Annotated in this window: 8 protein-coding genes; 2 read left to right on the forward strand and 6 right to left on the reverse strand. The window is 57.3% G+C overall.

Annotation, left to right across the window (positions count from 1 at the left end; genetic code table 11):
* Nucleotides 1-121: 121 nt before the first annotated feature.
* Complete coding sequence (locus J9893_RS18960) at nucleotides 122-793, reverse strand: EAL domain-containing protein (protein ID WP_210600075.1); 672 nt, start codon at nucleotides 791-793, stop codon at nucleotides 122-124.
* Nucleotides 794-1,859: 1,066 nt separating this feature from the next.
* A complete protein-coding gene (gene ppsA / locus J9893_RS18965) occupies nucleotides 1,860-4,232 on the reverse strand; it encodes a phosphoenolpyruvate synthase (RefSeq protein WP_048207926.1) in 2,373 nt (790 codons plus the stop codon).
* A 307-nt stretch (nucleotides 4,233-4,539) separates the two neighbouring features.
* On the opposite strand from ppsA, the gene J9893_RS18970 reads away from it, so the two are divergent.
* The gene (locus J9893_RS18970; protein WP_010675153.1) at nucleotides 4,540-5,352 is read left to right on the forward strand and encodes a pyruvate, water dikinase regulatory protein; all 813 of its coding nucleotides are present in this window, start codon (nucleotides 4,540-4,542) and stop codon (nucleotides 5,350-5,352) included.
* A gap of 129 nt (nucleotides 5,353-5,481) precedes the next feature.
* Here J9893_RS18970 and J9893_RS18975 read toward each other — a convergent pair whose 3' ends face one another.
* Complete coding sequence (locus J9893_RS18975) at nucleotides 5,482-5,754, reverse strand: hypothetical protein (RefSeq protein ID WP_052814577.1); 273 nt, start codon at nucleotides 5,752-5,754, stop codon at nucleotides 5,482-5,484.
* Between the two features lie 359 nt (nucleotides 5,755-6,113).
* Between J9893_RS18975 and J9893_RS18980 the strand changes: the two genes are divergently transcribed.
* Entirely contained in the window at nucleotides 6,114-7,490 is a 1,377-nt protein-coding gene (locus tag J9893_RS18980; RefSeq protein WP_010675155.1) for an amino acid permease, read from the forward strand.
* Nucleotides 7,491-7,651: 161 nt separating this feature from the next.
* On the opposite strand, the gene J9893_RS18985 is transcribed toward J9893_RS18980, so the two are convergent.
* The 3 genes from J9893_RS18985 to J9893_RS22100 form a co-directional block, all read right to left on the reverse strand.
* Nucleotides 7,652-8,353, reverse strand: coding sequence for an SIMPL domain-containing protein (locus tag J9893_RS18985; protein ID WP_010675156.1), 702 nt, complete (start codon nucleotides 8,351-8,353; stop codon nucleotides 7,652-7,654).
* 54 nt (nucleotides 8,354-8,407) lie between these two features.
* Nucleotides 8,408-8,965 carry a hypothetical protein gene (locus tag J9893_RS18990; RefSeq protein WP_201985886.1) on the reverse strand — a complete coding sequence of 186 codons (558 nt, stop codon included), beginning with the start codon at nucleotides 8,963-8,965 and terminating at the stop codon, nucleotides 8,408-8,410.
* Nucleotides 8,966-9,052: 87 nt separating this feature from the next.
* Nucleotides 9,053-12,343: a type I secretion C-terminal target domain-containing protein gene (locus J9893_RS22100; RefSeq protein ID WP_210600074.1), complete on the reverse strand. Its 3,291-nt coding sequence runs from the start codon at nucleotides 12,341-12,343 to the stop codon at nucleotides 9,053-9,055.
* Nucleotides 12,344-12,379: the final 36 nt, after the last annotated feature.

Genomic DNA, 12,379 nt, shown 5'->3' on the forward strand with positions numbered 1-12,379 from the left:
TTGCTCCTTGTTTACAGGGTGAAGAGCGCTGGCATTTCTCTAACTATTTTTTAAATCACGACCAAACACGCATAATATGTTTTCATCTAATTCCGTTAGGACCGGTCAGGTTTTTCATCAATCACAGACTCGAAATGAGGTTGCGTAATAACCTGGCCCGCCAATAAAACCCTTGCCCCTGAACAAAGCCATGTAATCTGAGGAATGAGAGGTGATGCTTGTTTTCGACCCCCTCGATGATGACATTGTCATGCCCCCAGTCAGCAGTGAGCCTGGTCATGGCGGTGCCATCACATCGGGTGAAGCAGCGCCAGAAGAACTGTTTATTGACCCTAATGCCATCGAACAAGGCTGCGGATACATGGTCCATCGACAACAAGGATTCATCGGCATTGTTTATCCATAACTTGACCCCTAATCTTCTAAGCCTCGCCATATTATTCAATGCCAAATCTGGGATACCATCAGCAATATCCGCCATCTCAAAGGCCATACTCAGTCCAAAATTCGATATATACGAACCGAAATCTTCCCAAGAGATAAAGCATTCCATCAAATGCATATCGACACGGAGAAACACCGCCTGATAGAGGCGACTGTCGATTTTATTAAGATCTTTAAAGAACACCAGTTGTTGCGTAAATAGCCATGCGGCGTAGGAGGTGGTCATGTTGCTGAAGTTGGCTCTGGAAAAGACAGCTTTTTTTTTCTGAAAATGAAATAACCTCAACTGCAACAATATCCCCGACATGCAGGTTGGCGATGGGTTCAATAGTATGCCTGATATAATCATGACCTTCGATGCTATGGCTTATGATGGTCGTCACCCGCTATTCCCCCCTACTGAATGAATTGGGCTTAATATGGCGACAGCCACCACACAATGACGGCAAAAAGCAAGTGGCACGGGTCACCTCATCATCGCTGACATTCACTTCAAGCATGGTTACCTCTTTATCAAGCCATGCCCTATCTGGCCCACCGGCATCTCCCCTCATACGGCACCATTATCAGTTCAATTGCTGTATCCAGACTGAATCGTTTTATGCTCACATAATAAGACCGCCAGTGCATGCCAATCAAATTACCTTGCCATTCATCAACAATAAAATCATTTAATAACAATGAGATATGAACATATTTCTGCTAAAGGGACGTGAATGAGCAAGATAAAAAAATGAGTTTTAAATTTTTTCGGAATTAAACTCTGAGGTATTGCCGTTATTAAAACAGAGGAGCGCCAAGAGAAAGCATTTTCAAGGCTTACCTTGATATCATGGCAAGGAGACCGACCATCAAAAAACTGATATCTCTCTCCATGACCCCTCTTATTGCTTTATTTGTGATTGGAGTGTTATCAGCGATGGTGACGACTGTGTTTGCCCAGGTTCCATCCGGGCAGAGGCAATATGAGGCACCCGCTTTGGATTGCAGCCCATGACGGCATCATTCTCGCGCCCTCTCATCGGGCGCAGTGTCACCGGCCTCACTCATTCCCTGACTTATGCCAACCAATGGGACCAAAGTCACAACTTGATCTGCTTGCCCGCAACTGCACATTTCCCGCCCCCCAGGGGCAAGGCGCGGCGGCGACTTGCTAGCCTGCCTGCGGCTCGGGCTCATGGCCACGCACGGCCTCCCCCGACGCCCTTATCGACATCCCGGCCCTCAGATTGGCCTATAGTTCGGCGAGGTTGTGGATCGTAACAGCATGATCTGGCACGCCATTTTTGCGCAGGAGAAGGCAGGCATCGGACAACATAGACATGCACCGCATGCCGGCATGAAAACGGCGCCCTCTCGGACGCCGTGTCTTTTATCACAGTGCAGCGCTATCGCCACACAGGCACAAAAGCGGCTCAGCCGGCCTTGTGCTGCTCGGCCAGATAGAGCCAGGTGTCGACCACGGTATCGGGGTTGAGCGACACGGAATCGATCCCCTGCTCGACCAGCCAGGCGGCGAAGTCCGGGTGATCGGACGGCCCCTGGCCGCAGATCCCCACGTACTTGCCCGCCTTGCGGGCGGCGGCGATGGCCATGGCCAGCAGTGCCTTGACCGCCTCGTTTCGCTCGTCGAACAGGTGGGCGATGAGCCCGGAGTCCCGATCCAGCCCCAGGGTCAACTGGGTCATGTCATTGGAGCCGATGGAGAAGCCGTCGAAGTGCTCGAGGAATTTGTCCGCCAGCAGCGCATTGGAAGGCAGCTCGCACATCATGATGACTTTCAGGCCGCGCTCGCCACGGCGCAAGCCGTTCTCAGCCAGTATCTCCACCACCTGCTCCGCCTCACCCAGGGTACGCACGAAGGGGATCATCACCTCGACGTTGGTCAGCCCCATGACATCCCGCACCCGTTTCATCGCCTCGCACTCGAGGGCGAAGCAGGGGCGGAAACTGTCGGCAATGTAGCGCGACGCACCACGGAAACCGATCATGGGGTTCTCTTCATGGGGTTCGTAACCACGGCCCCCCACCAGGTTGGCGTACTCATTGGACTTGAAGTCCGACATCCGCACGATGACCCGCTCAGGCCAGAAGGCGGCCGCCAGGGTAGCGATCCCTTCCGTCAGCTTGGCTACGTAGAACTCACGTGGGCTCTCGTAGCCCGCGATCATCCTGGTGATGGTGGCCTGGAGTTCCGGGGTCTGCTGATCGAACTCCAGCAGCGCCTTGGGGTGGACCCCGATCATGCGGTTGATGATGAACTCGAGGCGGGCCAGGCCCACGCCGGCATTCGGCAACTGGGCAAAATCGAAGGCGCGGTCCGGATTGCCGACGTTCATCATGATCTTGATGGGCAGGCGCGGCATGTTGCCCACCTCGGTCACCGCCACGTCGAAGTCGAGCTCGCCGTCATAGATGAAGCCGGTATCCCCTTCCGCGCAGGAGACGGTGATGAGCTGACCATCCTGGATGTGGTCGGTGGCGTTGCCGCAACCCACCACTGCCGGAATGCCGAGCTCACGGGCGATGATGGCGGCGTGGCAGGTGCGTCCACCCCGGTTGGTGACGATGGCGGAAGCGCGCTTCATGATGGGCTCCCAATCCGGATCCGTCATGTCGGTGACCAGCACATCGCCGGGCTGCACTTCATCCATCTGGCTGATGGAGGAGATGACACGGGCCGGACCCGCGCCAATCTTGTGGCCGATGGCACGCCCCTCGATCAGCACCTTGCCGGTTTGCTTGAGGGCAAAGCGCTCGAGGGTATTGGCTTCCTGGCGGCTACGCACGGTTTCCGGACGGGCTTGAACGATGTAGAGCTTGCCATCCTGACCATCCTTGGCCCACTCGATGTCCATCGGACGACCGTAATGCTGCTCGATGATGAGGGCCTGCTTTGCCAGGGCCATCACTTCCTCGTCCGTGATGCAGAAGCGGTTGCGCTCGGCATCGGTGGTGTCGACCACCTTCACCTGACGGCCATGACCGGCATCCCCGGAGTAGGTCATCTTGATGAGCTTGGAGCCCAGCGTCTTGCGCACCACGGCAGGGCGCCCGGCCTTGAGGGTCGGCTTGTGCACATAGAACTCGTCCGGGTTGACGGCCCCCTGCACCACCATCTCGCCCAAACCCTGGGCGCCGGTGATGAAGACCACGTCGTTGAAGCCGGATTCGGTGTCCAGGGTAAACATGACGCCTGAGGCTGCGAGATCCGAGCGCACCATGCGCTGCACCCCGGCGGAGAGAGCGACCCCCTTGTGGTCATAGCCCTGATGGACCCGGTAGGAGATGGCGCGATCGTTGAACAGCGAGGCAAACACATGCTTGATGGCAGTCATGACGGCATCGATACCGCGCACGTTGAGGAAGGTCTCCTGCTGACCGGCAAACGACGCATCCGGCATGTCTTCCGCAGTGGCGGAGGAGCGCACGGCAAAGGATGCCTCGAGCCCCGCGCTCAGCTTGTCATAGGCCTCGCGCACCGCCTGCTCCAGAGCGGGCTGGAAGGGCGCTTCCACCACCCAGTCGCGGATCTGCTGACCGGCCCGGTTGAGGGCGGCGATGTCATCCACATCCAGACTGTCGAGCAGATCATGGATCTTGCCGTTGAGGCCGCTTAACTCCAGAAACTCGTTAAACGCAAAGGCCGTGGTCGCAAACCCGCCCGGCACGGACACGCCGGCCCCCGAGAGGTTGCTGATCATCTCGCCAAGGGATGCATTCTTGCCGCCGACGCGTTCAACGTCCTGCATACCGAGCTGTTCGTACCAGAGTACGTACTGTTGCATTTGCATGTCTCCAGGTTGGGGGGCCAGGGTGACAATTCACCTGCTGTGCCAAGTCGTGTGTTTTTGTTAGTGTCTGTTGCCAACGACCATGAAAACGTTTTCTATTTATTATCAAAAAAATCCCCGAGCAAGAGTTGGGGATGGTCGTTTGACACAGGCATTCTACAATAGCGACACAAAAAGGTAACGACTCAGGTTTGCAAGCGAGTTCACAACTTGGGCATGGCAGATCTGTTGACAAAAACGATATGGTTTCGAGAGATACTTATTTCTCGCCGCCCCCTGGAGCGCACCACAGGAGTCCGCAGTGCACACCGTATTCTATGTATCCGACGGCACCGCCATCACCGCCGAAGTCTTCGGCCACGCCGTGTTGAGCCAGTTTCCCCTGGCCTTCGAGCAGGTCACCATCCCCTTTGTCGAGACCCAGGAGAAAGCGCGCCAGGTACGGGCACGCATTGACGAGCAGTTTCGCCAGACCGGGGTGCGCCCCATCTTGTTTCACACCATCGTCGACCCCATGGTGCGTGAAGAGGTGCTCAAGGCCCAGGCCAGCAGCCACGATTTTCTCAACACCTTCGTGAGCCCTCTCGAACAGGAGCTCGGTATCAAGGCCGAGCCTAGGTTGCATCGCACCCATGGCATGGAAAACCGCAAGCTTTACGACGATCGCATCGAAGCGGTCAACTTTGCGCTGGCCAACGACGATGGCATCACCACCAGGGAGTATGACGAGGCAGACATCATCCTCATCGGGGTCTCCCGTTGCGGCAAGACACCGACCAGCCTCTATCTGGCACTGCAATTTGGCATTCGCGCCGCCAACTATCCCTTTATCGAGCAGGACATGGGATCGCTGGAGCTGCCCGCCGCCCTCAAGGCCAATCGCCACAAATTGTTCGGCCTCACCATCATGCCGCAGCGGCTGCACGAGATCCGCAACCAGCGCCGCGCCAACAGCCGCTACTCCTCACTTGATCAATGCAAACAGGAGCTGGCCAGCGTCGAGAGGCTGTTCCGCCAGGAGGCGATCCGCTTCCTCGATACCAGCTCCCACTCGGTCGAGGAGATCAGCGCCAAGATCCTGGAAGCAACCGGCCTTCGCCGCCAGCTCTGCTAACCTGCAAGGCTGTGACAGCACAACGCACCATGAAACAGATGAGTGGCAAGATAACGAAACAGAAGAACAGGATGAAAAAATGATGCCAGCATCATCGCTGGCATCCCATCACTCGCGGGGCAAGCAGGCTCAGGGCTTGTTGAGTTCCTTGTTGTTCATCAACATGCCGTGAAAATTAATGAGTCCCCTGCCCTTGCGGACTCGCTCGCTCAGCCAGCAGGCTGGCACCAGCCCCATCCCGGCAGCAAGGATGAGCACCATGGCGATGTGATTCACCAGGTAATCCGCTCCCAACCAGCCCCAGACAACAAGGCTGCTCATCGCCATCGTCAGCAACATGGGGGATAGCCAGATCCCGAGCCAGAGCACGGCCATCACCAGGCCACCTACTATGCGCTCCATCATATGAGTCCCTTTTTATCAAAGGGCAACAACGCCATGAAAACCGGACAGAGTCAAGATATGGAAATCCATTCGAACATAAAACCAGCAATCACTCTCAAAACCCCTTTCCAGATCATGAAAAACCTGCATGGCGCACAAAACAGCAGCCGATGATGAGGAAAACAGGTGCATGGTCGGTCGATTATCACTATTCTGCTCGGGTTGGTAGCCGCTACAAAAAACAGCCAGCGGCAAACCGTAACGATATAAATACGGATTTCGTCACGTTTTCGGCACAAGATGCCGCGCCAGGCAGAGGACGTGCTGTGGCTGACGGGACGCGAGCCGAGTGATTTCAGCGACGTAAGGAAGGAAGCATGGATCTTCAACAACACGGCGAGGAGCTCAAGCGCGGTTTGAAAAACCGCCATATCCAGCTCATCGCACTGGGCGGTGCCATCGGTACTGGCCTGTTCCTCGGCATTGCCGACACCATCAAGATGGCGGGCCCTGCGGTGCTGCTGGGTTATGCCATCGGCGGCTTCATCGCCTTCCTCATCATGCGCCAGCTGGGCGAGATGGTGGTGGAAGAGCCGGTTGCCGGCTCATTCAGCCATTTTGCCTACAAGTACTGGGGTGACTTCGCCGGCTTCGCCTCCGGCTGGAACTACTGGGTGCTCTATGTGCTGGTGAGCATGGCCGAGCTGACGGCAGTCGGTATCTATGTCCAGTACTGGTGGCCCGAGATCCCGACCTGGATGTCGGCGGCCTTCTTCTTCGTGCTGATCAACGCCATCAACCTCTCCAACGTCAAGGCGTTCGGCGAAATGGAGTTCTGGTTCGCCATCATCAAGGTGGTCGCCATTCTCGGCATGATCGGATTCGGCGGCTGGATGCTGTTCTCCGGCAGCGGCGGCCCCGAGGCCACGGTCAGCAACCTCTGGGCCCAGGGTGGCTTCTTCCCCAACGGCGTCGGCGGGCTGGTGATGGCCATGGCCTTCATCATGTTCTCCTTCGGCGGTCTGGAGCTGGTCGGCATCACGGCAGCGGAAGCGGACAATCCCGAGAAGAGCATCCCCAAGGCCACCAACCAGGTGATCTACCGCATCCTCATCTTCTACATCGGCGCCCTGACCGTACTGCTCTCCCTCTATCCCTGGGGCAAGGTAGTGGAAGGCGGCAGCCCGTTCGTGATGATCTTCCATGCGCTCGACAGCAACCTGGTAGCCAACGTACTTAACCTGGTGGTGCTGACCGCCGCGCTGTCGGTGTACAACAGCTGCGTCTACTGCAACAGCCGCATGCTGTTTGGCCTGGCCAAGCAGGGCAACGGCCCCAAGGCCCTGCTCAAGACCAACAAGAGCGGCGTGCCCCTGACCGCCATCACCATCTCGGCCGCGGCCACCCTGCTGTGCGTGCTCATCAACTACCTGATCCCGGGCAAGGCCTTTGGTCTGCTGATGTCCCTGGTGGTCTCCGCACTGGTCATCAACTGGGCCATGATCAGCCTGGCGCACCTCAAGTTCCGCAAGGTGAAGGCCGCAGAAGGGGTCACCACCAAGTTCAAGGCACTGTGGAGCCCGTTTGGCAACTACCTCTGCCTCGCCTTCATGGCCGCCATCCTGGTGATCATGTACATGAACGACGGCACCCGCATCTCGGTCGAGCTGATCCCGGCCTGGGTCCTGGTACTCGGTATCGGCTATCTGCTCAAACAGAAGAGCCAACGCAAGCTGGCGACCAACCTGGGCTAGGCATCGAGCCTCCTCCAACAAAAATGCCGGTCACTGACCGGCATTTTTTATTCCATTCCCGTTTCACCTAACCCAGTTCGCGGCTCGCTTGTCCTGCAAGCCCCTGCAATGACAAACCCGAGGGGTTGCCTCGGGTTTGAGTGATGGACAAAGGGGCTGTGTTATTCCAGCAGGAAGACGGCTTCTACATTGTCAGTGATGCTGATCTGCTGCTGTTGATAGCTGTTTTCCATCATGTCGGCGGCAGGGGCTGCCGCAGCCTTCATGGCACGGGTATAGACCGGCATGGGGGAACTGTTGCGGTATTCAACGCTATATACCTTGCCAAGCTTCATGCCGAAAGCCTTGGCCAGGGATTCCGCCTTGCTCGTGGCATCAGCAACAGCACCAAGCCGGGCCTGCTCCTTGATGACCTGTGGTGACTTCAGGCCGTACTCTATCTGGGTCACGGACTCCAGACCCGCCTTGAGGGCGGTGTCCATCAGCTGGCTCAACTTGTCGAGCTGGTAGAGTTTGACCGCCAGCTGACGCTGGGCACGGTAACCCACCATTTCGGGTTGCTTGTTCTGGGGGTACTGGTACTCGGGGGAGATCACCAGATTGCCAGCCTCCACGTCGCTGCGCTTGATGCCGAGGCTCTCCAGCTGGCCAAAGAAGGCTGCTACCTTGGTATCTACCTGCTGTTTGGCCTTGATGCCCTGCTTCTCCAGTGCCGTGACGGCGACATTGAGCGTCAGCATGTCTGGTTCAGCCTTCTGCTCCGCATAGCCACTGACGACCAGATGGGGGGCCTGAGGAACCTCGATGGCAAGCAACGGAGCACTGACAACCAGCGCGGACAGGGTAAGAAGGGGACGCCACATAAAAAAACCTCCATCATTTAGATGGAGGTCATTATGCATGTCGTCGATTGGGATTCATATATCGTGTGTCGGCGGGATCTGGTCCAGCACCTGATTGGTCATGTCGATATTGATGCTGATCTCCCCTCCTCCTGAATTGCCATGACTTGTCATCACGGGAGCAGGCGCCTGGCTGCCAAACAGCGACTCATCCTCAAAGTGGAACGAATCCCACGACAGAACATGACCTTGTGATGGCAGATTCGGCTCGGACGTCGTCACGACGGCCAGCGCTCCCCAGTCAAGCTCCTCACCGTGGCTGAGCAGCCCCTGCAAGGAGGTATCACTCAGGCTCTGCAACGAATACTCCTGCTGCCCCCACTCATGGCCGACCAGCACCATCATGTGGGGCAGGGGCGCATCCTCTGCTGGCGTGAAGCTGATACGAGAAGCGGCAAAGTCCACATTCAGCAACCCCGCCACCTCACCATCTTCGCTCTCCAGCTCCAGACCGTTGAGCGTGTCACCCGTCATCGTGGCCTGATAGCCAAAGCGGCCGGTGCAGACGATACTGTCCTGCCCGTTCCAGCTATAGCGAATGCCGTCGATGTCGACCCAGTTGAATGACTGCATGGTGACCCTCTCCTGATACTGCAGCTATCTTATCTGCCCACTCCATCAAATAACAGGGGCCGGGCACACCCGGCCCCCATACCCTGCTTACGGATCGACCTTGAGGTTGCCCTGATCCAGCAGATCCTGAATGATCTGCAGATTGGATTTGCCAGCCGTCAGATCCACGTTGTCAAAGAGGATGGTATGAGTCGTGGTGCCACTTCCCGCTCCATCCAGATCAATGGTCAGAGTCGACTTGCCACTGCCCGGACCAGGAGCAAAGGTAAGATAGTGATCCAGTGTGCTCGCATCGGCATGCTCACCACTGAGCAGTTCACTCAGGTCCAGAACATCTCCATTGGCCCCCGTGGTGAAGTCTTTGATGGTATCCGTGCCTCCTGCATCACCTGCCATCCATTTGAAGGTATCCTTGCCAGCCCCACCAGTCAGGGTATCACTGCCGGTACCCCCAATCAGCAGGTCGTCGCCACCACCACCACTCAAGATGTCGTTACCTGCCAGTCCGCTCAAGACGTTGGCATTACCATCGCCGGTCAGGCTGTCGTTGAACATGGACCCTACCAGATTTTCCATGTTGCTCAGGCTGTCTGTCCCTGCCCCTCCGGTATTCTGACTGGCACCATTGACTGTAACCGTGACCCCAGCAGCGCTGTCGAAGTAACTGGCCGTATCATTGCCGTTGCCGCCGTTCAGGGTATCGTTGCCAGCGCCACCGATCAGGAGATCATTGCCCTCACCACCATTCAAGGTGTCGTTACCGAGTCCTCCAAGCAGGATGTCGTTCCCGGCATTGCCGTTGAGCGTATCGTTTCCAGATCCCCCAATAAGGATCTCGTCGAGATAGCTCCCGGTAAGTGTCAAACCGCTCTGCACATCCACATACACCTTGGCCGTATCTGTGGTCGTGCTATTGGTGTAGTTGAACGAACCCTCGTAAGAGTTGGGAGTCGCATTGCCGGAGGTATCATCAAATGTTACCGAGCCTGCATTGTCTGTGACGGTCCCTCCAACGGCTCCCGAGACGCCCGTGATCATCTGGGTCGCAGCCAGAGGCCCGGTGTCATTGGCAAGCAGAGCCCAATCCGGAATGGTCGCCGGGTCCTGGTTGGTGATGATAAAGTCATCACGAACTACGGTAGGACCGACCGCCGGGTTGATAACGATGGACAAGGTGCTGGACGCAGTATCCCCATCGTTGTCTATCACACTGTAACCTACGACCTGGTTTATCCCCCCGACCGGAATGGATGACGGCGGAGTATAGGTGTAGGCGCCGTTGTCCATGTCCACCTTGAGGATGCCGCCTGCAAGTGTAATGGTCCATTCGTTGGTCGTTGTATTGAAGGTCCCGGCTGATGTCCCTCCCGAGACGCCGGCGAAGCCCGTCTTCTGGTTGTAGGTATAAGTCACCCCTCCCACGGTAATGGCATTGAGCCAGCCACCATCGGCCCCGGCACTCGCCGCTACCCCGTTGATCAGTTGTCCTGCCAGGGGCGGAGCTACCACGGTGCTCAAAAGGGTCGCGGTCAGTTGGCTGAAGTCAGTCACCACCACTGCGGTGGTATTTGCCGGGCTGGCACCACTGACCCCGTTGTAGGCAATGGGATCCAGTGCAGACTGGGTCGCTCCCGATCCCATCCCGAGCGCGTACGAATTGATGTTGTTCGCCGTCAGGAAATCGGCCCAGTCCTTGGTTTCACCGCTCAGTGTCGTGCCGTCACCATCGATCCCGTTTCCACCGCCAAGCGAGTTGTTGCCATCAGGAACTGTGGCGGGGGTACCGCTCAACGAGTTGGCATTTGGCAGACCATCCGACATGAAGTAAGAGACATTTTGCGCATTAGCGAGTTTACCTGTATCGCCAAAGGCTTTGATTGCCTCGTTCAGTGCATCATCGTAGTTGGTCGAGTTCGTGGGGGTAAGGCCAAGGATGATGGCCTTGGCTACATCGACCGAGACCCACACCCCGGTCGGATTGGCGGCTGAAGTGGAGAAGGTCACGATATTGACCATGACGCTGCCGTAGGCGCTGTATTTGTCCAGCAGCTCCAACGCGGACTTCTGCATCACCTGCATCCGAGTCATGCCTTGATAGCCCGATGGGTCACCCATACTGCCGGAGATATCGAGGATCAACATCAGATTCGTGTTCTGCACCTGAGTCGCCTGGCCTGCATTGGTAACAGCATTGGCAATGGGGGCATCATCGCTGATCACAACCTGCAGGTTACCCGTGCCACTGTCGCCACTGGCATCCGTAGCCGACACGACGAAACTCGGACCATTCGCTGTATCACTGTTGCCCTGAACGTTGTGAGTCAGCACATTGTCTTTGAGCGTGTAGGTATAGTTCACCGTGTAGACACCGGCTGTGGGGCCGCTGACACCGGTTACCGTCAGCATTCCTTCCGTATTGTTGATCAAGGTCTGACTGCCGCCACTGGTCAAATTGTAAGCCTGCCCACCGATGGTCAAGGTAGTCAGATTTTCCCCCTGGGTGTTGATGGTGAAGCTGCCATTGAATATCTCCGAATTACCACTGGCAGCGGTCCCCTCAGGCAGTCCCTCCTCATCAACCGTCGCATTGCCGATGGTCAATACAGGGACACGGGTATCCTGAGCAATATTGATTGTCAGTGTTGCCGGATCCGTATCACCATCGCCATCTTTGAGCGTGTAGGTAAATACCTCCGAGGCCCCCACGGGAACCGATGCCGCCGTGAGCGTATAACTGTATTCGCCATCCAGCCCCATGGTCAGCGTCCCATACAGCCCGGTCACGGTGAATCCACCGGCAGGATTACTGTCTGAATTGCCGTTCGAGCTCACGACCTGGCTGATTGCTGCACCATCAGCCCCCATGACGTCCACCCCAGCACCGGCTGTACCGCCGATGGTACCCGCCCCGGTAATCACATTCCCCGTCACCGGAGTGAACACACCTTCAGTAGCACTGTCAGCATCATCGTTGGCCGTCGGCACGTCGTCCACGATCTGCACGCTCAGGGTGTTCGAGGCCGAGTCCCCGTCGCTGTCCACCAGGCTCACCGCGAAGTCTTCGAACAGGCTGTTGTTGCCGTCCGCCGTCGGGTGCGCCTCGTTGTCGTTCAGGGTGTAGCTGTAGCTCACCAGCCCCGTCGCCGGGTTGTACCCGGTGATGGTCAGGGTGTTGCCCAGCGGCGTGGTCACCCCGCTCAGCGGGAAGCCCGCCACCACCCCGTTCACCACGATGTTGATGCCACCCACGCTCAGGGTCTTCACCCCATCCGGCGCGCTGATGGTGAAGTCCCCCGTCACCGTGGTCGACTCCTTGCTGCTGTCCGACCCCGCCGACTCATTCTCGCCGCGGGTCGCCAGCAGGTCGTCTTCGTACACCTTCGCATCCCCGCCCTCGCCCTTGGGCGTCAGGTT

The organism is Aeromonas sp. MaB10011B (genome assembly GCF_017939325.1).
Classification (GTDB): Bacteria; Pseudomonadota; Gammaproteobacteria; order Enterobacterales; family Aeromonadaceae; genus Aeromonas; species Aeromonas caviae.